Annotated in this window: 17 protein-coding genes and 1 pseudogene; 14 read left to right on the plus strand and 4 right to left on the minus strand. The window is 70.7% G+C overall.

Annotated features, from left to right (window positions below; translation table 11 throughout):
• Positions 1 to 18: 18 nt before the first annotated feature.
• The 3 genes from OG395_RS39120 to OG395_RS39130 form a co-directional block, all read right to left on the minus strand.
• A complete protein-coding gene (locus OG395_RS39120) occupies positions 19 to 1,662 on the minus strand; it encodes a PucR family transcriptional regulator (RefSeq protein WP_327247142.1) in 1,644 nt (547 codons plus the stop codon).
• A gap of 95 nt (positions 1,663 to 1,757) precedes the next feature.
• Entirely contained in the window at positions 1,758 to 3,176 is a 1,419-nt protein-coding gene (locus OG395_RS39125; protein WP_327247143.1) for an FAD-binding oxidoreductase, read from the minus strand.
• 106 nt (positions 3,177 to 3,282) lie between these two features.
• Positions 3,283 to 5,085, minus strand: a complete 1,803-nt coding sequence (locus OG395_RS39130; RefSeq protein ID WP_327249600.1) for a glycoside hydrolase family 15 protein — start codon at positions 5,083 to 5,085, stop codon at positions 3,283 to 3,285.
• Between the two features lie 406 nt (positions 5,086 to 5,491).
• On the opposite strand from OG395_RS39130, the gene OG395_RS39135 reads away from it, so the two are divergent.
• The 14 genes and pseudogenes from OG395_RS39135 to OG395_RS39200 form a co-directional block, all read left to right on the plus strand.
• Positions 5,492 to 7,177, plus strand: coding sequence for a CTP synthase (locus tag OG395_RS39135; RefSeq protein WP_266987259.1), 1,686 nt, complete (start codon positions 5,492 to 5,494; stop codon positions 7,175 to 7,177).
• Positions 7,178 to 7,265: 88 nt separating this feature from the next.
• Positions 7,266 to 7,892, plus strand: coding sequence for an NUDIX hydrolase (locus OG395_RS39140; RefSeq protein ID WP_327247144.1), 627 nt, complete (start codon positions 7,266 to 7,268; stop codon positions 7,890 to 7,892).
• Positions 7,893 to 8,066: 174 nt separating this feature from the next.
• Positions 8,067 to 10,130 carry a tetratricopeptide repeat protein gene (locus OG395_RS39145; protein WP_327247145.1) on the plus strand — a complete coding sequence of 688 codons (2,064 nt, stop codon included), beginning with the start codon at positions 8,067 to 8,069 and terminating at the stop codon, positions 10,128 to 10,130.
• Between the two features lie 143 nt (positions 10,131 to 10,273).
• A complete protein-coding gene (gene ald / locus OG395_RS39150; protein WP_266990837.1) occupies positions 10,274 to 11,389 on the plus strand; it encodes an alanine dehydrogenase in 1,116 nt (371 codons plus the stop codon).
• Positions 11,390 to 11,757: 368 nt separating this feature from the next.
• Entirely contained in the window at positions 11,758 to 12,876 is a 1,119-nt protein-coding gene (locus OG395_RS39155) for a ParA family protein (RefSeq protein ID WP_327247146.1), read from the plus strand.
• Positions 12,873 to 13,466 carry a hypothetical protein gene (locus OG395_RS39160; RefSeq protein WP_327249601.1) on the plus strand — a complete coding sequence of 198 codons (594 nt, stop codon included), beginning with the start codon at positions 12,873 to 12,875 and terminating at the stop codon, positions 13,464 to 13,466. The genes OG395_RS39155 and OG395_RS39160 overlap by 4 nt, the downstream gene beginning before the upstream one ends.
• Positions 13,467 to 13,610: 144 nt before the next feature.
• Entirely contained in the window at positions 13,611 to 14,771 is a 1,161-nt protein-coding gene (locus tag OG395_RS39165) for a segregation/condensation protein A (protein ID WP_327247147.1), read from the plus strand.
• A complete protein-coding gene (gene scpB / locus OG395_RS39170) occupies positions 14,768 to 15,424 on the plus strand; it encodes an SMC-Scp complex subunit ScpB (RefSeq protein ID WP_327247148.1) in 657 nt (218 codons plus the stop codon). Before OG395_RS39165 ends, scpB begins: the two co-directional genes overlap by 4 nt.
• Positions 15,424 to 16,542 carry a pseudouridine synthase gene (locus tag OG395_RS39175; protein ID WP_266987271.1) on the plus strand — a complete coding sequence of 373 codons (1,119 nt, stop codon included), beginning with the start codon at positions 15,424 to 15,426 and terminating at the stop codon, positions 16,540 to 16,542. The genes scpB and OG395_RS39175 overlap by 1 nt, the downstream gene beginning before the upstream one ends.
• Before the next feature lie 128 nt (positions 16,543 to 16,670).
• On the plus strand, positions 16,671 to 17,324 hold the full coding sequence (pnuC, locus tag OG395_RS39180) for a nicotinamide riboside transporter PnuC (RefSeq protein WP_327247149.1): 654 nt from the start codon (positions 16,671 to 16,673) through the stop codon (positions 17,322 to 17,324).
• A complete protein-coding gene (locus OG395_RS39185) occupies positions 17,321 to 18,400 on the plus strand; it encodes an AAA family ATPase (protein WP_327247150.1) in 1,080 nt (359 codons plus the stop codon). Before pnuC ends, OG395_RS39185 begins: the two co-directional genes overlap by 4 nt.
• Positions 18,397 to 19,128: an NUDIX hydrolase gene (locus tag OG395_RS39190; RefSeq protein WP_327247151.1), complete on the plus strand. Its 732-nt coding sequence runs from the start codon at positions 18,397 to 18,399 to the stop codon at positions 19,126 to 19,128. The genes OG395_RS39185 and OG395_RS39190 overlap by 4 nt, the downstream gene beginning before the upstream one ends.
• Positions 19,125 to 20,147: an ADP-ribosylglycohydrolase family protein gene (locus OG395_RS39195; RefSeq protein WP_442818643.1), complete on the plus strand. Its 1,023-nt coding sequence runs from the start codon at positions 19,125 to 19,127 to the stop codon at positions 20,145 to 20,147. Before OG395_RS39190 ends, OG395_RS39195 begins: the two co-directional genes overlap by 4 nt.
• Positions 20,148 to 20,165: 18 nt before the next feature.
• Positions 20,166 to 20,447: pseudogene (locus tag OG395_RS39200) on the plus strand (DNA polymerase beta superfamily protein); the annotation flags it as partial.
• Positions 20,448 to 20,605: 158 nt separating this feature from the next.
• Here OG395_RS39200 and OG395_RS39205 read toward each other — a convergent pair.
• Positions 20,606 to 21,310 carry a nucleotidyltransferase domain-containing protein gene (locus tag OG395_RS39205; RefSeq protein ID WP_327247153.1) on the minus strand — a complete coding sequence of 235 codons (705 nt, stop codon included), beginning with the start codon at positions 21,308 to 21,310 and terminating at the stop codon, positions 20,606 to 20,608.
• Between the last annotated feature and the right edge of the window lie 25 nt (positions 21,311 to 21,335).

Below are 21,335 nucleotides of genomic sequence, written 5' to 3' on the forward strand. Positions count from 1 at the left end.
CCCGCGGCCGTCTCTTTCTCAGTCGCCCGACGCTCCCGCTTTGGCGTGGCGGCGGGCTCTCAGGGCCAGGCTCAGAGCCAGGACCGTCTGGGGGTCGTCCAGGTCCGTGCCCAGCAGCTCGCCGATGCGGGCCAGGCGGTTGTAGAGGGTCTGGCGGTTCAGGTGCAGTTCGCGGGCCGTCTCCGCCTTGCGGCCCGCGTGGGCGAGATACGACTCCAGGGTGGGCAGCAGCGGCGGGCGCGAGGTGCGGTCGTGATCGCGCAGCGGACCGATCGCCCGTTCCACGAACGCCGCCAGGTCCGGATGGTCCCGCAGTCGCCACAGCAGCAGGTCGATGTCCAGGCGCCGGGCGTCGTACCAGGGCCGGTTGCTGAGCCCCTGCGCGGCCGTCGCCGTCTCCGCCGCGTGCCGCAGCCCGGCCCCGGCCGCCGCCCAGCCGCCCGCGACCCCGACCACTACGACCGGCGGATGAGAGCCCGCCCGCTCCAGCCCGGCCCGCTCGACGCCGGCCCGCAGCGCCGCCGCGACCCGGTCGGCCACCGCCGTACGCTCCGACTCGGACCGCAGGCCGAGCAGCAGCGGAACCCTGCCCTCCACGGGGCGTACGCCGAGCAGTACCGGCACGCCCACCGATGACAGCTCCTCCAGGACCGCGCGCGCCAACAGCGCCCAGTTGCCCGACGGGGACAGCTCGGGGGCCAGTCGCATCACCACCGGCAGCAGTGGCGCCCCGCCCGGCTTGAAGCCCAGTACGCGGGCCTGCGCGGGTGCGTCCTCCGGTGTGATCCGGCCCTCCGCGAGGTCCGTCAGGAAGTCGCCGCGGCCGCGCGCGGCGAGTTCCTCCTCCTGGCGGGCCTGCATCAGCACCACGGCGAGGATGCCCGCCGCCCGCTCCGCCGCCATCCGGTGCACCGTCACCAGCGGCCCGGACACTGCGAGGAGCACCAGTCTGGCCCGTACCGAGCCGGACCCGGGGCCGCCGCCCGGCACATCCACCAGCACCGCACCCGTGGGCGGTGCCTCGCGGGCCGCCCGGCCGCCGCGCATCCCGTCCCACACCTGGAGCGGATCGGCGGAGACCGGACCGGACTCGGTGCCCGCCGCGTACAACAGCTGGCCGTCCGCCGTCTCCAGGAAGACCGGGTTGGCGGTGAAATCCGCCAGAATGCCGAGCACCTGCGGGACCCCGCCGCCGCCGAGCAGCGCCTCCGTGCACCGCCGGTGCACGTCCTCGGCCTGCCGCAGCAGTGCGTAATGGCCGTTGACGATCTCGGTGTGGATCTCCTCGGTCACCGTCACGAACGGCACCTCGCGGTGCAGCTGCACGAGCGGCAGACCGGCTGCCCGCGCGGCGTCCACGATCGAGGCGGGCAGTCTGCTGAAGCGCGGCCCGAGCTCCACCACCAGGGCGGCGATCCCGCGGTCGGCGAGCCTGCGCACGAAGGTGCGCTGCTCGGCGGGGCGGGTGCCGAGCCCCAGACCGGTGGTGAGCAGCAGCTCACCGCCCTTGAGGAGGGACGCGATGTTCGGGACCTCGCCCGCGTGCACCCAGCGCACCGTGCGGTTCAGCCGGTCCGCGCCGGCCACCACCTCGGGGAGGCCGCTGCGCAGCCCCGGCAGTTCCAGGGCGCGCTGCACGGTGATTCCGCCTTGGTTCTCCACTGGTTCTGGCCTCGTGCTTCCGTTCGGGTCGGGCGGGCTGTCACCCTGGTCAGGAAGGTACCGGCCGGATGCTGTGGAGCCGTCCTCGGGGGAGTTCACCGGGCGGCGGCAGGCTCGACGTTGTGGTTGAGGTGGAACACGTTGTCAGGGTCGTACGCGGCCTTGACCGCGGCGAGCCGGGCGTAGTTCTCGGCGCCGAGTCCGGCGACGATTCGGCCCGAGCCCTCGCGCCCGATGAAGTTGAGGTAGACGGCGCCGGTGGACCAGGGGCGCACATCGGCGCGCACCTGACGTACCCACTGGCGGCCGCGCTCGTCGTCGGACGGGCTCTCCCAGATGCCGAACGGATGCACGGCCCAGCTGGCGGTGCGCCACGGCAGCGGGTACTCGGCGGGGCCGCGGGCCACCGCGCCGCCCATCGGGAAGAGGACGTGCTGCGAAGCGGAGGGGACGGGCATGTCGGCGACGTGGGAGCAGAACAGGTTCACCGCTTCGTCGGGGAAGGCGTCCAGGTACTCGGCGGACCAGTAGTTCCGCATCCCGGGCGGGTCGTCGAGCATGCACTGCAGATCCGCGTACGGGATGTCGGTGATCACCTCGGACTCGTGGTCGACGGCGAGCAGCGGCCCGGCCAGTTCCCGGGCCCGTGCCGACGGCCCGGTACAGGTGAGCAGGACTCCGCAGACGAGTGTGCCGACCAGATGCTCCGGTACGAAGTCCTCGGGCGGCCCGGTGATGTAGAGAAGGGCGCCGCCGGCCTCGTCCGGCGCGGAGGCCATCAGGTCCCGGTACGCACGCAGCACCTCGGGACCGGCCTCGGGGCGGTACAGCAGCAGCGCGAAGGACATCTCCGGCAGTTCGTGCAGGTCGAGGGTGAGCGAGGTGGCGACGCCGAAGTTGCCGCCGCCGCCGTGCAGCGCCCAGAACAGTTCAGGGTTCTCGTCGAGGCTCGCGTGGACGGTGCTGCCGTCCGCGGTCACCAGCTCGGCGGCCAGCAGGTTGTCGCAGGCCAGACCGAATCTCCGCTCAAGCCAGCCGGAGCCGCCGCCCAGTGTGAAGCCGCCCACACCGGTGGTGGAGGCCCGGCCACCGGTGGTCGCCAGACCGTACGGCTGGGTTGCCCGGTCCAGATCGCTCATGGTCGCGCCGCCGCCGACGCGTGCCGCCTGGTCGCTCGGGGAGACCGTCACGCTGTTCATGCGGCGGAGGTCGACCACCAGTCCGCCGTCGGTGAGTGACATCCCCGCGACGCTGTGGCCGCCACCACGGACCGCGATCTCCAGGCCGTGCTCACGGGCGAACCGGACCGACAGCGCCACGTCCGCCTCCGACGCGCACTGGGCGACCACTGCGGGCCGCCGGTCGATCATGCCGTTGAAGATCATGCGCGCCTCGTCGTATCCGGCGTCCCCGGGTGCGAAGGCCTCGCCGGTGAGGTCGCGGCGGAGACCGTGCACGGCGAGGCCCGTCGTACCGGTGATGTCGCTGGTGCCGGTGGTGCTGCGGGGCGTCATGATGCCCCCTTCCGAGGGCGTGACAGATCAGTTCCATCGTAGGGCGGTGCTCCCGGGCCGCATCGGCCCGGGAGCACCGCCCAGCCACGCATTCGGCGGCCGGCGGTCAGCCGACGTAGGCGCCGCTCGCCGTCAGCCTCAGCGCCGTGTCGATCAGCGGCACATGGCTGAACGCCTGCGGGAAGTTCCCCACCTGCCGCTGCAGCCGCGGATCCCACTCCTCCGCGAGCAGCCCCAGGTCGTTGCGCAGTGAGAGCAGCCGTTCGAAGAGCTGGCGTGCCTCGTCGACGCGTCCGATCATCGCCAGGTCGTCGGCCAGCCAGAACGAGCACGCCAGGAACGCGCCCTCGTCGCCCTCGAGACCGTCGACGCCGGCGTCCTCGCCCTTGGTGGGGTAGCGCAGCACGAAGCCGTCCTCAGTGGACAGCTCGCGCTGGATCGCCTCGATCGTGCCGATGACCCGCTTGTCGTCCGGCGGCAGGAAGCCCATCTGCGGGATCAGCAGCAGCGACGCGTCGAGCTCCCTCGACCCGTAGGACTGGGTGAAGGTGTTGCGTTCCTTGTCGTAGCCGTTTTCGCAGACATCGCGGTGGATGTCGTCGCGCAGCTCCCGCCACCGCTCCAGGGGGCCCTCGATGTCCCCGGACTCGATCAGCTTGATGGTGCGGTCGACGGCGACCCAGGCCATGACCTTGGAGTGGACGAAGTGACGGCGCGGCCCGCGCACCTCCCAGATGCCCTCGTCCGGTTCGTCCCAGTGGTTCTCCAGGTACTCGATCAGCTTGAGCTGGAGCCCCATCGCGTAGTCGTTGCGGGTCAGGCCCGTCATGTGTGCGAGATGCAGCGCCTCGACGATCTCGCCGTACACATCGAGCTGCAGCTGGTTCGCCGCGCCGTTGCCGACCCGGACCGGGCCCGAGTTCTCGTAACCGGGCAGCCAGTCCAGCTCGGCCTCGCCCAGCTCGCGCTCGCCCGCGATGCCGTACATGATCTGCAGGTTCTCCGGGTCACCCGCGACGGCCCGCAGCAGCCACTCGCGCCAGGCGCGGGCCTCCTCGCGGTAGCCGGTGCGCAGCAGCGAGGAGAGGGTGATCGCCGCGTCGCGCAGCCAGGTGTAGCGATAGTCCCAGTTCCGCGAGCCGCCGATGTCCTCCGGCAGGGATGTGGTCGGGGCGGCGACGATGCCGCCCGTCGGCGCGTACGTCAGCGCCTTCAGGGTGATCAGGGAGCGGACCACCGCCTCGCGGTAGGGGCCGTGGTACGTGCACTGCTCGACCCACTCGCGCCAGAAGTCCTCCGTCGCCTCCAGCGATCCCTCGGGGTCCGGCAGTCCGGGCGGCTCGTGGTGCGAGGGTTGCCAGCTGATGGTGAAGGCGATCCGGTCCCCGGGTGCGACGGTGAAGTCGGAGTACGTCGTCAGGTTCTCGCCGTACGTGTCGGCGGGTGTGTCCAGCCAGACGGAGTCCGGGCCGGCGACCGCGACCGTACGGCCGTCGACCTTGTGCACCCAGGGGATGATCCGCCCGTAGCTGAATCGCATGCGCAGCTCGGAGCGCATCGGCACACGGCCGCTGATCCCTTCCACGATCCGGATCAGTTGCGGTGCGCCGTCACGAGGGGGCATGAAATCGGTCACGCGGACCGTGCCGCGCGGCGTGTCCCACTCCGACTCCAGGATGAGGGAGTCCCCGCGGTAGCGCCGCCGGTCCGCCGCCGGTGGCTCCGCCCCGGTCGGGTACGCGGGGCCCAGGCGCCAGAAGCCGTGCTCCTCGGTACCCAACAGTCCCGCGAAGATGGCATGCGAGTCGAAGCGGGGCAGGCACAGCCAGTCCGCTGTGCCGTCCCGGCAGACCAGGGCAGCGGTCTGCATGTCTCCGATGAGTGCGTAATCCTCGATGCGCCCGGCCACGTGCATCTCCAGTCGAACGGCCATGTCGCCCCGTGGGGCGCTTACTGCGGGTAAAGAGGTCGTTGCAAGGGGTCGTTGTGGTGAGCCGAGGGCTCCAATGCCTCGCCCGGGGCGAGTGTCCGAGCAGGATACGACGCACGTCCATGATCCGCGCGACGGTCCCGGCAACACGTCTGCGCCGAACGGGTGGGGCGTGAACACGGTGCGGTGATTCTGTGCGGCGAGTGTGTCGGGTGTGGCCGGAAGCGGGCTCCCCTAGTCGCTGATACCCTGGTAGCCCGTGGACCGGTGGTCGTCAGCGACAGCGGACGAGGCCCCCGAACCGCAGCGACGGCACCTCCGAATCTCCGGATGGCAACGCCGGTACGCACCTCAAGATCCGCGACCACGGGAGCCCCCTTTGGCTATGCAGCCCACATCCACGACGACCAAGCACATCTTCGTCACCGGGGGTGTCGCCTCATCCCTCGGCAAGGGTCTGACTGCCTCCAGCCTGGGTGCCCTGCTCAAGGCACGGGGCCTTCGGGTCACCATGCAGAAGCTCGACCCCTACCTGAACGTCGACCCGGGCACGATGAACCCGTTCCAGCACGGCGAGGTGTTCGTCACCAACGACGGCGCCGAGACCGACCTGGACATCGGCCACTACGAGCGCTTCCTCGACGTCGACCTCGACGGCTCCGCCAACGTCACGACCGGCCAGGTGTACTCGCAGGTCATCGCCAAGGAGCGGCGCGGCGAGTACCTCGGTGACACCGTGCAGGTCATCCCGCACATCACCAACGAGATCAAGCACCGCATCCGCCGCATGGCCACCGATGACGTCGACGTCGTCATCACCGAGGTCGGCGGCACGGTCGGCGACATCGAGTCGCTGCCGTTCCTGGAGACGGTCCGCCAGGTCCGTCACGAGGTCGGCCGGGACAACGTCTTCGTCGTGCACATCTCGCTGCTGCCGTACATCGGCCCGTCCGGCGAGCTCAAGACCAAGCCCACCCAGCACTCCGTCGCGGCGCTGCGCAACATCGGTATCCAGCCGGACGCCATCGTGCTGCGCGCCGACCGTGACGTACCGACCGCCATCAAGCGCAAGATCTCGCTGATGTGCGACGTCGACGAAGCCGCTGTGGTGGCCTGTGTGGACGCCAAGTCGATCTACGACATCCCCAAGGTGCTGCACACCGAGGGTCTGGACGCGTACGTGGTGCGCAAGCTCGACCTGCCGTTCCGCGATGTCGACTGGACCACCTGGGACGACCTGCTGGACCGCGTCCACAACCCCGACCACGAGGTCACCGTCGCGCTCGTCGGCAAGTACATCGACCTGCCCGACGCGTACCTCTCCGTCACCGAGGCCATCCGGGCCGGCGGCTTCGCGAACAAGGCCCGGGTCAAGGTCAAGTGGGTCGCCTCCGACGACTGCAAGACCCCGGCCGGTGCCGCCAAGCAGCTCTCCGACGTCGACGCGATCTGCGTCCCCGGCGGCTTCGGCGACCGCGGTGTCAACGGCAAGATCGGCGCCATTCAGTACGCCCGTGAGAACAAGGTGCCGCTGCTCGGCCTCTGCCTCGGACTGCAGTGCATCGTGATCGAGGCGGCGCGCAACCTCGCCGAGATCCCCGACGCCAACTCCACCGAGTTCGACGCTGCCACCTCGCACCCCGTCATCTCGACGATGGAGGAGCAGCTCGCCTACGTCGAGGGCGCGGGCGACCTGGGCGGCACCATGCGGCTCGGCCTGTACCCGGCGAAGCTCGCGGAGGGCTCGCTGGTCCGTGAGGCGTACGACGACCAGCCGTACGTGGAGGAGCGTCACCGCCACCGCTACGAGGTCAACAACGCCTACCGCGCCGAGCTGGAGAAGAAGGCCGGTCTGGTCTTCTCCGGCACCTCGCCGGACAACAAGCTCGTCGAGTACGTCGAGTACCCGCGCGAGATCCACCCCTACCTGGTCGCCACCCAGGCGCACCCGGAGCTCCGTTCCCGCCCGACCCGCCCGCACCCGCTCTTCGCGGGCCTGGTGAAGGCGGCCGTCGAGCGCAAGACGGGTGCCGGGGCAGACAGCAAGCAGGGCGCTACGTCGGGCAAGTAGTCCGGCGGCAGGCAGGCGTTACCGTTGACCGGGGTACGGATCGATCGAGGATCCGTACCCCGGTTTCTGTTTTTGTGGGAGGACGTAGATGGTTATCCAGGACACGCCCGAGGAGTGGCAGGTCACTGCGACCGAGACCCCCTTCACGGGCAACAAGACCAGCGTCCGCACCGATGACGTGGTGATGCCCGACGGAGCGGTCGTCCGCCGCGACTACCAGGTCCACCCCGGGTCGGTCGCCGTGCTCGCACTCGACGACGCGGGCCGGGTCCTCGTCCTGCGGCAGTACCGGCACCCCGTGCGCCACAAGCTCTGGGAGATCCCCGCCGGACTGCTCGACGTCCCCGGTGAGAACCCGCTGCACGCGGCGCAGCGCGAGCTCTACGAGGAGGCGTACGCCAAGGCCGAGGACTGGCGGGTGCTGACCGACGTCTTCACCACGCCCGGCGGCTGCGACGAAGCCGTACGGATCTTCCTCGCCCGGAACCTCTCCGAGGCGGACGGCGAGCGTTTCGCGGTCTCCGAGGAGGAGGCCGACATGGAGCTGGCACGGGTGGAGCTGCAGGAGCTCGTACGGGGGGTGCTCGCCGGGGAGCTGCACAACAACTGCCTCGTGGTGGGCGTCCTCGCGCTCGCGGCGGTGCTCGCCGGTGACGGGATCGATTCGTTGCGGCCGGCCGAGGCGCCGTGGCCGGCCCGGCCGTTCGAGGTCTGACGGTCCGCCTTCATTCGGGACGCCGATAAGTCTTCCGATCGGACGAGCAGCTGATCCGATCGGGGGACGCCCCCGCCACGCTCCACCCTGAGGGCGCATACGCCTGAACTACCCTCGGAATGCCCTGATCGGAGTCCCGGCGGGCAACGCGTGCAGCGAAGTGGAGCGTGGCCCGTGACGGATCAGGCGGTGGACACCAGCGGCCCGGCGACGGCAGCGGGTACCGAGGAACCGTCCGGCGCCGCACCACCCCGATTCTTCGGCCGCGAACGCGAGTTGAAGGAACTGAGGGCCGATATCGAACGGGCCGGGCTGGACACCCTGGCCGGCCGCAAGACCGCCCGTGCCCGGGTCCTGCTGATCGCCGGACGCCCCGGCTCCGGACGCACCGCACTCGCCGAGGAACTCACCCGCGGGCTCATGGACTCCGGCGACTACCCCGACGGGCTGCTCCGGGTCCGGCTCACCGAACCCGGCGGCGTCCCTGTTCCCACCGAGCGCACGGCACGCGAGCTCCTCGACCAACTGGACGTCACCGGCCCGCCCGGCGCGGACGGTGACGAACTGTCCGAGATGGTCCGCGAGGCCCTCGCCGCACGGAGCGCCCTGCTGCTGCTCGACGACGCGGCCGACGCCGAGCAGGTCGACCCGCTGCTGCCGGACAACCCGGACTGCCTCGTCGTCGCCACCGCGCAGGGCCCGCTGACCGGCATTCCCGGCGTCCGGCCCTGCACCGTCGGCGGCCTCGACGCGGCCTCCGCCGTCCAGCTGCTGGCCCGCGACATCGGCCAGGTCAGGATCACCGTCGACCCGCGGACCGCAGAGACCCTCGCCGAGGAGTGCGGCGGGCAGCCGGCCGCCCTCGTCATGATCGGCGGCTGGCTCGCCACCCGTCCGATGGCATCGGTCGCCGACGTCACCAAACAGCTGCGCGAGCTGCCGGACGACGACGAGCAGTCCACCGGCGCCCGCCCGCTGGCCCGCGCCTTCCGCCTGGTCCACGAGTCCCTGCCGCCGCCCGCCGCCCGGATACTGCGCCTGCTCGCGCTCGCCCCTGGCGGACTCGCCGACGCCCACACCGCCTCCGCGCTGGCCGGCTGCTCGGTCTCGGCCGCCCAGACGACCCTCGACGACTTCGTCCGGCTGGGCCTGCTGCGGACCAATGGTGCGGAGCTGTCGCAGTACGAGGTGCCCGGTTGCCTCGTCCCGCTGCTGCGCGCCCTGCTGGCGGACCGGGACCGGCCGGCCGAGGTCCAGCTGGCCCGGGCCCGGATGCTGGAGCGGACCGTACGGCAACTGCAGTCCTGCCGGGCGGTCACGGAGCCGGAGGGCTCCCCGGCCCGCAAGAAGCTCGCCGGGCTGCCGCGCTCGCTGCGCTTCCCGCATCCCGAAGCGGCCGCCGCCTGGCTGCGGATCCGCCGGCCCGCCCTGCTGGCTTCGGCCCGGATCGCCGTCGAGGACGGTGAACTCGACACCCTGGCACGGCGGTTGGTGGCCGCGCTGGTGCGGGCGCTGGCCGTGCACCAGGGCACCGAGGCCGCCGCCCCCGATCTGTACGGGCTGCACGGACTGGTCCTGGCCGTCGCCGAGCGGCGCGAGCTGCCCCGTGAGCAGGCCGCCGCGCTGCTCAATCTCGCCGATCTGGATGCCAGGACCGGGCGTACGAAGGAGGCGCTGGCCCGATACCGGGCCGCGCTGGACGCCGGGCGGGCGGCGAAGGATCCGTACGCGACCGGCCGGGCGATGGAATCCGTAGGCGGCGCCTATGCCGAGCTGGGGGACTTCCACCGGGCCTCCGACTGGTTCGGCCGGGCGCTCGCCCAGCGGCTCACCCAGGGCGAGCGTGCCGACGAGGCGCGGTTGTACGGGCGGCTCGGCGCCGTCCACACCTATGCCGGGCGGTACGGCGAGGCGCTGCGGAACTGGCGGGCCGCGGCGGCCGGATACCGCAGGCTCGGTGACCTGCCCGCCCAGGCGCGGGCGCTCAGTGAGGCCGCGAGGGTGCAGGAGTACGCGGGGCGGCCGCAGGAGTCGCTGCAGACCTGCCAGGAGGCCGTGGAGTGGGCGCGGCAGGCCAAGGACGTACGCCTGCAGGCGGCGCTGGAGATCCGGCTGGCCGACACCCTCGAACGGCTCGGAGACCCCGCTGCGGCCCGGCTGCACCGCGGAATGGCGGACAGACTGTTGGGAGAGAAGGGGCCCACCTACGAAATCCGCAGTGCATCGTCAGAAAATTAATGCTTTGTAAGGCTAGACAGCGGGAAGCCCTTCATTAGACTGGCTCTGCCGCGGACCTCCGTGGTGTCTCCATTTACACTAAGTGTGTCCGGGTATGTACCGCCATGCCCGAGTAGCCCTCTGAGTCAAGGACCGTGATCGACGTGAAGGTCGGCATCCCCCGCGAAGTCAAGAACAACGAGTTCCGCGTGGCCATCACGCCCGCCGGTGTGCATGAGCTCGTCCGCAACGGCCACCAGGTCGTCGTCGAGCAGAACGCCGGCGCCGGGTCCTCGATCACGGACGAGGAGTACGCCGCCGCCGGGGCGCAGATCCTGCCCACCGCCGACGAGGTCTGGGCCACCGCCGACCTGCTGCTGAAGGTCAAGGAGCCGGTCGCCGAGGAGTACCACCGCCTCCGCAAGGACCAGACGCTCTTCACCTACCTGCACCTCGCCGCCTCCCGCGAGTGCACGGACGCGCTGCTGGAGTCCGGCACCACTGCCATCGCGTACGAGACCGTCGAGACCGCGAACCGCGCACTCCCGCTGCTCGCCCCGATGTCCGAGGTTGCGGGCCGCCTGGCCCCCCAGGTCGGCGCCTACCACCTGATGCGCTCGGTCGGCGGCCGTGGTGTGCTGCCGGGCGGCGTCCCGGGCACGGCCCCCGGTGAGGCCGTCGTCATCGGCGGCGGCGTCTCCGGCTGGAACGCCACGCAGATCGCCGTCGGTCTCGGCTTCCACGTCACGCTGCTCGACAAGGACATCAACAAGCTGCGCGAGGCCGACAAGGTCTTCGGCACCAAGGTCAAGACCGTCGTCTCCAACGCCTTCGAGCTGGAGAAGGCCGTCGTCGAGGCCGACCTCGTCATCGGCGCCGTGCTGATCCCCGGCGCGAAGGCCCCGAAGCTGGTCACCAACGAGCTCGTCGCCAAGATGAAGCCCGGAAGTGTACTTGTCGACATTGCAATCGATCAGGGTGGTTGCTTCGAGGACTCGCACCCGACGACGCACGCCGACCCGACCTTCACGGTCCACAACTCGGTCTTCTACTGCGTCGCCAACATGCCCGGCGCGGTGCCGAACACCTCCACGTACGCGCTCACCAACGCGACGCTGCCGTACATCCTGGAGCTCGCCAACCGCGGCTGGGTCGAGGCGCTGCGCCGCGACGCCGCGCTCGCCAAGGGCCTCAACACCCATGAGGGCCAGGTCGTTTACCGCGAGGTGGCGGAGGCGCACGGCCTGGAGCACGTCGAGCTGAGCACGCTTCTCGGCTGACGAGTCAACACATCCCGTCAACCCAGCACGTCCGGCCGGACCTTGCCGAGCAAGGTCCGGCCGGACGTGTGTCGGGCCCCGTGAGGCTCTTGTCCAACTTGCGCCGAACGTAACTCTTTACCCGTTTCGTACGGTTGTGAAATGTGTGCCGGAGTGACTGCACACCCTTGACAGGGGGGTGTTCGATTGCCGACACATCGGGCCGGGTCCGGCGGATTGTGTTGCTGCGAACCGGTGACACGCCATAGAGTCGCCAATCGTCGGCATGGTGTCACGCTGACCTATCGATAAGTTTCCTGGTCACGTCCAAGGAGGTAAGACGACTTGTGAATGAGTCGACATTTACTCCCGGGGGTGTTCAACCAGGGATGCCTGCACGGGGCCAGAGCCCGATCGGGCTGGAGGCTGTCGGCTCCGTCGCTGTCCGCACCTTCGCCACCCACCAGCACATGACGACAGCCCCCCAGATGATGGACGGCCTAAACGTGAACGCCATGGCCGGCAACGAGAGTGGCCGGGAGACCGCCCACTTCGCCGACTTCGACGAGGTGCCCCAGGGGCACTTCTACGACCCCGACGCCGAGTACGAGCCCGATCCGGAGTACGCGGCCACCCTCGCGCCCGACGCTGCCCGCCAGCGCCGCGAGCGGATCGGCCCGACCGGCCGGCCCCTGCCCTACTTCCCGATCCCGGGTCCACTGACCGACCACGGTCCCGCGAAGATCATCGCGATGTGCAACCAGAAGGGCGGCGTCGGCAAGACCACGTCGACCATCAACCTGGGTGCCGCACTCGCGGAGTACGGACGCCGTGTCCTGCTCGTCGACTTCGACCCGCAGGGCGCTCTGTCCGTCGGTCTCGGCGTCAACCCGATGGAACTCGACCTCACGGTCTACAACCTGCTCATGGAGCGGGGCATGTCGGCCGACGAGGTCCTCCTGAAGACCGCCGTGCCCAACATGGACCTGCTGCCGAGCAACATCGACCTGTCGGCTGCCGAAGTGCAGCTGGTCAGCGAGGTGGCCCGGGAGTCCACGCTGCAGCGCGCCCTGAAGCCGCTGATGGCCGACTACGACTACATCGTGATCGACTGTCAGCCCTCGCTGGGCCTGCTCACCGTGAACGCCCTGACGGCCGCTCACAAGGTGATAGTGCCGCTCGAGTGCGAGTTCTTCGCTCTGCGCGGCGTGGCGCTGCTCACCGAGACCATCGAGAAGGTCCAGGAGCGGCTCAACCCGGAGCTGCAGCTCGACGGCATCCTTGCGACCATGTACGACTCCCGTACGGTGCACAGCCGCGAGGTGCTCGCGCGGGTCGTCGAGGCCTTCGACGAGCACGTCTACCACACGGTGATCGGGCGCACGGTGCGATTCCCGGAGACCACGGTCGCCGGTGAGCCCATCACCACGTACGCCTCCAACTCGGTCGGTGCCGCCGCCTATCGTCAGCTCGCCAGGGAGGTGCTCGCCCGGTGTCACGCCGAGTGAGTCTGCCCGGGGCCGACGAACTGTTCCGTACCACCGGGGGGATGGGGCTGCAGTCCTCGTCCCCCGCGGACCGGCGGCGCAAGGCGAACGGCGAGGCGCGGGTGCCGGCTCCGGCCGGTGAGAACGAGACTGCGGCGGACAGCTCCGGAGCGGCCGAGGCGGGCGCCGTACCCTCCCAGGAGGAGCACGCGTCGGCGGACGCCGACGCGGGGGATTCCCGCAGCCGCGGCGACGACAGCGACCGGGTGGCCGTAGCAGCGCAGGCGGCCCGCCGCCCCTCGGCCACCTCCCCTTCCGCCGCCGCGCAGCAGGAGGCCGTTCCGGCCGTCCAGCAGCAGCGCAGGCGCGGAGGCGGGCGCGGGGCGAACCGGCGGCCGAGCGGCCGGGAACGCCACGACGAGAAGATCACCGTCTATGTCTCCGCCGAGGAACTGATGGACCTCGAGCACGCGCGGCTCGTGCTGCGCGGTGAGCACGGGCTCGCCGTCGACCGCGGTCGGATCGTCCGTGAGGCGGTCGCGGTGGTCCTCGCGGACCTGGAGGCGCGGGGCGACGCGAGCATCCTCGTACGGCGGCTGCGCGGCCGCTGACCGGCTGGGCGCCGGTAGCCTGCCCGGAGAGCCGCGCTGCTCGGCGGGCGGACCGTACCGTGGCGGTCACCGCCGACCGGTGGTCCGGCCCGTCGTGAACGGGCTGCCGCCCGCCGCCCGTATCCCGCCGCACCCTGGACCTCCATGCCGACGAACGACGAGCCCGCCCGCACGCCTCGGCGCCCCCTGGGGCGCGGTCCGAGGGGCCGGCCTGCGCCGGGTGCGGAGGAGCCGTCGGCGACCGGGGGGCCGGGGGAGGCCGATGTCCCGGTCGTGCCGCCCTCGGCGCCTCTCCCCGGCACCGGGATCACGGAGTCCTCGGCGATCGCATATGGCGACGTGAGGTCGGCGCACGGCGACGGGGCGACCGCGGCGGACGGGCGCGGCACCGCGTCCGCGGACGTCGGCGGCCCCGCTGCCGCCGCAGAAATCGCGGCGCCCGCAGAGCCCGCGGAGCTGGAGCTGCCGGATCCCGCTGGGCCCACGGACCCCGCTGAACCCGCGGGCGACGGGCGGTTCACCGTTCGGCTCGCCAACTTCGAGGGGCCGTTCGATCTTCTTCTGCAGCTCATCTCCAAGCGCAGGCTCGATGTGACCGAAGTCGCTCTCTCCAAGGTCACGGATGAGTTCATGGCCCACATCCGGGCCATGGGACCGGACTGGGATCTCGACCAGACCACCGAGTTCCTCGTCGTCGCCGCGACCCTGCTCGATCTGAAGGCGGCCCGTCTGCTGCCCGCCGCCGAGGTCGAGGACGAGGCGGATCTCGCGCTGCTCGAAGCGCGCGACCTGCTCTTCGCACGGCTCCTGCAGTACCGCGCGTACAAACGCATCGCGGAGATCTTCAGCGCCCGGCTGGAGTCCGAGGGGCGGCGTTTTCCGCGGACCGTCGGGCTGGAGCCGCACCATGCCGAGCTGCTGCCCGAGGTGGTGATCAGCATCGGCGCCGAGGGGTTCGCCAGGCTCGCCGTGAAGGCGATGCAGCCCAAGCCCAAGCCGCAGGTGTATGTCGATCACATCCACGCCCCGCTGGTCAGTGTGCGGGAGCAGGCCGAGATCGTGGTGGCGCGGCTGCGGGAGGCGGGGGAGATCAGTTTCCGGCAGCTCACCGAGGACGCCGCGGACACCCTCACCGTCGTCGCCCGGTTCCTCGCGCTGCTCGAGCTGTACCGGGAGAAGGCGGTCACTCTCGACCAGGAGGAGGCGCTCGGCGAGCTCATGGTGCGCTGGGCCGGGGGAGCGGATGCCGCACCGAGGGTGACGGACGAGTTCGACCAGGACGTACAGGAGGACGCAGAGGCATGAGTGAGCGCAGCGAGCAGGATGGCATCGGCGTCACCGTCGCGGATCTCGATCTCAAGCCCGCCCTGGAGGCGGTCCTGATGGTCGTCGACGAGCCCGCCACCGAGGAACACCTGGCCAAGGTGTTGCAGCGGCCCCGGCGGGCCGTCGCCGATGCGCTGCGGGAGCTGGCCGACGAGTACACCGTGCAGCGCCGCGGTTTCGATCTCCGGCTGGTCGCGGGCGGCTGGCGCTTCTACACGCGCCCGGAGTACGCGGAGGCCGTCGAGGGCTTCGTGCTGGACGGCCAGCAGGCCCGGCTCACCCAGGCCGCTCTGGAGACCCTGGCGGTGGTTGCGTACCGGCAGCCGGTCAGCCGCTCACGCGTCTCCGCGGTGCGCGGTGTGAACTGTGACGGCGTGATGCGGACCCTCCTGCAGAGGGGCCTGGTCGAGGAAGCGGGCGCGGAACCCGAAACAGGTGCGATCCTGTACAGGACGACGAACTACTTTCTGGAGCGGATGGGCCTGCGTGGCCTGGATGAGCTCCCGGAGTTCGCGCCCTTCCTCCCCGAGGCGGACGCGATCGAGGCTGAGACGCTAGAGGGTGTGCCGTCGTTCGATCCGGACGCACCGGACACCCCGGATACTCACGCAGACGACAAGACGGAATTTTGATGCGAAGCAGTGGCAGGAACAGCGGAAGCGGCAGCGGCAAGAGCGGCGGCAACCGGAACCCCCGGGGTGGCGGCGCCGGGCGTGACGACCGGCAGGACCAGCGTCCCCGCCGGCCCCGGCCCGAGGAGCGCCGTTACGACGTGGGCGGCACGACCGGTGCCGGTGAGAAGAGCGGCGACGGTCCCCGCAAGGGCCGCGGAGCCGCGGCGCGCGGTGGCGCCAAGGGCGGGCCGAAGACCGCGCAGGGCGGCGGCAGGAGCGGCGGCCCGCGGCGTGGACCGCAGGGCGCCCCGTCCCGTCCGCGCGAGCTCGACGCCAAGATCGAGCAGCGCAACCGGGACAGGTACGCGAACAAGCCCGACATCAAGACGCCCAAGACGTTCCCGGGAGCCGAGCAGGAGGGTGAGCGCCTGCAGAAGGTCCTCGCCCGAGCCGGCATGGGCTCGCGCCGGGCGTGCGAGGAGCTGATCGAGCAGTCCCGTGTCGAGGTCAACGGGCAGATCGTCGTCGAGCAGGGCATGCGCGTCGATGTGCACAAGGACGAGATCAAGGTCGACGGTCTGACCGTCGCCGCCCAGTCGTATCTCTTCTTCGCGCTGAACAAGCCCGCCGGTGTCGTCTCCTCGATGGAGGACCCGGACGGGCGCCAGTGCCTCGGCGACTACGTCACCAACCGTGAGACGCGTCTCTTCCACGTCGGCCGGCTGGACACCGAGACCGAGGGCATCATCCTGCTCACCAACCACGGCGAGCTGGCCCACCGTCTCACCCACCCCAAGTACGGCGTGAAGAAGACCTACCTGGCAGCCATCCAGGGACCGCTCCCGCGCGAGCTGGGCAAGCGCCTCAAGGACGGCATCCAGCTGGAGGACGGATACGCCCGCGCCGACCACTTCCGGGTCGTCGAGAACACCGGCAAGAACTACCTGGTCGAGGTGACCCTCCACGAGGGCCGCAAGCACATCGTCCGCCGGATGCTGTCCGAGGCGGGCTTCCCGGTCGAGCGGCTCGTACGGACGTCCTTCGGGCCGATCCCGCTGGGCGACCAGAAGTCCGGCTGGCTCCGCCGCCTCACCAACACCGAGGTCGGCATGCTGATGCGGGAGGTCGGTCTCTAGGGCCCCCTCCGTCCGCTCTCCGGCCCGCGGCCGGTTCCTGTCTTCGATTTTCGAACAGGAATCGGTCGCGGGCCTTTTGCTGCCGCCTTCGCGCCTTTATAGTCAGAGTGACTATTAAGGAGGCGGGTGTGAGTCTCGCGGACATCCTCGATCCCCTGCAGCAACCCCTGGTGACGGTCCTGGACACCCCGGTCAGCTGGACCGAGGTCCTCGGCTTCGGCAGTGGAGCGCTGTGCGTCTGGCTCGTGGCCCGTCAGCACCTCGCCAACTGGCCGATCGGCATCGCCAACAACCTCTTCTTCATCCTGCTGTTCACCCAGTCCGGTCTGTACGCCGACGCCGGCCTGCAGATCGTCTTCATCACCCTTGCCGTGTACGGCTGGTGGACCTGGACCCACGGGGGTGGACCGGGTTCGTCCGCCCTGCCGGTGCGCAGTACCACGCGCACCGAATGGGCCTGGCTGTGCGCGGCAGGGGTGGCGGGGACCCTCGCCCTGACCGTTCTCCTCGACCGGGCCACCGACTCGACCGTGCCGTTCTGGGACGCCCTGACGACCGCGCTGTCGCTGGCGGCGACGTACGGGCAGTGCCGGAAGCTGGTCGAGTCGTGGTGGCTGTGGATCGCCGCCGACGTGGTGTACATCCCGCTCTACGCGTACAAGGAGCTCTATCTGACCTCCCTGCTGTACGTCGGATTCCTGACGCTGTGTCTGGTCGGACTGCGCAACTGGAAACTCGATCTCACCGTGCGGCATCGGGAGTTGGCGGAGGTGGCCCGATGAAGCGGTTCGCGCACGGTCTCGTGCTGGGCAAGTTCTATCCGCCGCACGCCGGTCATCACCACCTCGTCCGCACCGCCCAGGACCGCTGCGAGCGGCTGACCGTCCTGGTCTGCGCCGCCTCCGTCGAGTCCGTCCCGCTCGCCGATCGCGTCGCCTGGATGCAGGAGGTGCATCCGGACGTACGGGTCGTCGGCGCCGTCGACGACACCCGGATGGATCTCCACGACCCGGCGATCTGGGACGCCCACATGGTTGTCTTCACCGAGGCCGTCCCGGAACCGGTCGACGCCGTCTTCACCTCGGAGTCGTACGGGGACGAACTGGCCCGCCGCTTCGGTGCCGAATCCGTCTGCGTCGACCCCGACCGCACGGTCTTCCCGGTCTCCGGCACCGCCGTCCGGAAGGACCCGGTGGGCTGCTGGGACTTCCTCGAGCCGCCCGTACGGGCCGCGCTCACCCGCCGGATCGTCGTCCTCGGCGCCGAGTCCACCGGAACCACCACGATGGCCCGCGCCCTCGCCGACCACTACCGGCGGCGCGGCGGCGTCTGGGCACAGACCCGGTACGTCGCCGAGTACGGGCGGGAGTTCAGCGAACAGAAGCTGGCCGCACTGCGCGCCCGGTGGCCCCAGGCGCAGTGGGAGGACGTCGCCTTCACCACCGACGACTTCCCGCTGATCGCCGAGGCGCAGAATGCCAAGGAGGAGGCCGCCGCCCGGACCGGGTCCCCGGTGCTCATCTGCGACACCGACTCCTTCGCCACCACCGTCTGGCACGAGCGGTACGTCGGCGGCCGCAACCCGCTCGTCGAGGAGACCGCCGACCGGGTCGGCCACCATCTGTGGCTGCTCACCGACCACGACGGCGTCGCCTTCGAGGACGACGGGCTGCGCGACGGCGAGGAGCTGCGACCCTGGATGACCGACCGGTTCCGGGCCGAACTCACCCGCACCGGAAGGACGTTCGTCGAGCTGACCGGGACGCACGAGAAGCGCCTGGAGACCGCGCTCACCGCTGTCGACGCCCTGCTCGCCGCGGGCTGGAACTTCGCCGCCCCCCTCCCGGAGCGACGATGAGCACCGCCCCGGAGGGCTACGACCCGCATGCCTTCGAGCCGTTCGCCGTCACCGTCGACCTCGCGGTCTTCACGGTCCGCGGCGGACGGCTGCACGTCCTGCTCGTCGAACGCGGCGAGGACCCGTACAAGGGGCACTGGGCGCTGCCCGGCGGTTTCGTCCTGCCCCGTGAGTCCGCCGAGTCCGCCGCCCGCCGGGAGCTCGCGGAGGAGACCGGGCTGACCGAGTCCACCGTCTCCGCCCTCCACCTGGAACAGCTGCGCACCTACAGCGATCCGGACCGCGACCCCAGGATGCGGGTCGTCTCCGTCGCGTACGCCGCGCTCGTCCCCGACCTGCCGGAGCCGCGCGGCGGCGGGGACGCGGCCAACGCCCGCTGGTGGGAGGCCGGAGCACTCGGCGCGCTCGCCTTCGACCACGACCGCATCCTCGCCGACGCACACGACAGGATCGGCGCCAAACTCGAATACACGTGTCTTGCCACCGCCTTCTGCCCCGCCGAGTTCACCCTGGGCGAGCTCCAACAGGTGTACGAGACCGTCTGGGGCGTCGAGCTCGACCGACCCAACTTCCGGCGCAAGGTCCTCACCACGCCCGGCTTCGTCCAGGCCGTGGAGGGATCACCGCGCCGCACCGGCGGGCGGGGGAAACCGGCCGCCCTGTACCGGGCGGGTGCCGCCACCGCCCTGCACCCTCCACTGCTGCGACCGGAAGGAAGAAGCACATGATCATGACCAGGACCATCACCAAAGGCGCTGCCACCGGCGCGCTGACCGGGCTCGCGCTCGGTGACGCGCTGGGCTTCCCGACCGAATTCAACAACGTGCCCTCGATCCTCGCCAAGTGCGGGCCGTGGCGGCAGATGCGGCTGCCGCGTCCCGCGATCGTCTCCGACGACACCCAGATGACGCTGGCCCTCGCGCGGGGCATCCGCACCGCCATGGACCGGGGACTGCTCACAGCGCTGCGGCTGACCCGGCCGGTACGCGAAGAATTCGTCGAGTGGTACCACTCACCGGACAACAACCGCGCCCCCGGCCGCACCTGCATGACCGCCTGCCGGCTGCTCGACAGCGACCGGCTCTGGCAGGAGGCCAGCCAGACCGGCTCCAAGGGCTGCGGCGCCAATATGCGGGTGGCGCCCGTCGGACTCGTACCCGGGCTGAGCGAGGAACAGCGCTCCGGCGCGGCGCAGTTGCAGGCCGCCCTCACGCACGGACATCCCACGGCGCTCGCCGCTTCCGACCTGATGGCGCGCGCGGTGTACCTGCTGGCGCAGGGCGCGGAGCCGGCGGGGCTGATCGGGCAGCTCCGCTCGTACGCGTACGAGAACAGCAACCGTTACCTCTCGCGCTGGCTCGGCGACCTGTGGCGGTACGCGGGCGACGACTCCGGCGAGAGCTACATCCGGCGCGGCTGGGACGAGTGCCTGACCGCACTGGCCCGGGTGCAGGACGCCCTGCGCGACCCGTCACCGGAGGACGACCCGTGCGAGACGACCGGCGATGGCTGGATCGCCGAGGACGCCCTCGCCACGGCCCTGCACTGCTTCCTGCTGTTCCCCGACGAACCGGTCACAGCCCTGCGCCGGGCCGCCTGCACGCGTGGCGACTCCGACTCGATCGGTTGCCTGACCGGGGCGCTGGCCGGGGCGCATCTGGGGGCCGCGGCCTGGCCCAAGGAGTGGTCGGAGCGGATCGAGTACCGCAGCGATCTGCTGTCGCTGGGGGCGCTCTGGGACTCTTGATCCATGCGCACGAAAGCGATGCACCTGCACGAGGCCGGGCTGCCGGTCACGGACTTCGGCCCGGTGCTGGCCGAGGAACCTGGACCGCTGCTGTTCGCCACGGTCTCCGGGGCGCATCTGTACGGGTTTCCGTCCCGGGACTCGGATGTGGACCTGCGGGGGGTCCACCTCCTGCCGGCGGAGGATCTCGTCGGGCTGCGCGAGCCGGAGGAGACACGTTCGCGGATGCGGGACCGGGACGGGGTCGAGATGGATCTCGTCACGCACGACCTGCGGAAGTTCGTCCGGCTGATGCTGAAGCCCGGTGCCCCTCCGGGGCGTCTTCCCGGGTGACGAACGTTCCGGCGCGACGCACGGGAGCCCGGTTTCTGCTTCATCTCCCTGCGGGAACTCCCCTGCGCGACCCCGGACCAGCCGTCACGCGGCAGCAGACCGGTGGTGGTTGCGGGCGGGCCCGTTCAATCGGTTCCGGGTGACAGCGCCGACGTTCGGCGGGTACGAATCAGGAAGTCCTCCACCCGGGCCCGGTCCGGCTCCGGCGGGAGCGGGGAGCCCGTTGCGGCCTCGTCGTTCTCCTCGGCCAGGCGGGTCATCCGGCGTTCGACCTCCTGCCAGGGAACCTCGCCGCGCTTCACCGCGAGCAGTTCCTCCCTGGCCGTGCCCACATCGACCGTCAGCTCTCCCGTACGCAGCAGATCCCGGCCACTCGCCAGCAGCCGCAGCAGATGCATGGCGTGCTTCCAGCGCGGCGCACCGTAACTACGGACATCCGCCTCCAGCTTCCTGCGCTGACCCAGCGCGTAGCGGACGAAGGTCCGGTGGGCGAGACGGGACAGGAACGCGTCGCGCAGGGAGAGGAGTTCGCGGCCGACGGGGGTGACCTGTTCCACCAGGGGGGAGTGCAGGCACTCCAGGACATTGGGGTTGGCGATCAGCGCCAGCTCGCAGAAGCGCTCCAGTTCCCAGGAGAACTGCTCCTCCGTCGGGCCCTCGACGTGTGTCGGCGGTTTCTCGAACCGCCAGAAGAGGGGGGTCGGCGCCAGAAAGACACCGCGCCGGTCGGTGTCACTGACGTCAGTGGCGAGCCCGAACGCGCGTGAGCCCATCACACAGGAGTAGATCGTGTGGTCGCGTACGAGGGCCTCGGCGTCCGGTGGGGTCATGCGGGTGAGCGTACGTGAGGGGCAA

Origin of the sequence: Streptomyces sp. NBC_01320, from assembly GCF_035974375.1 — a bacterium.
GTDB classification, from domain to species: Bacteria; Actinomycetota; Actinomycetes; order Streptomycetales; family Streptomycetaceae; genus Streptomyces; species Streptomyces yanii.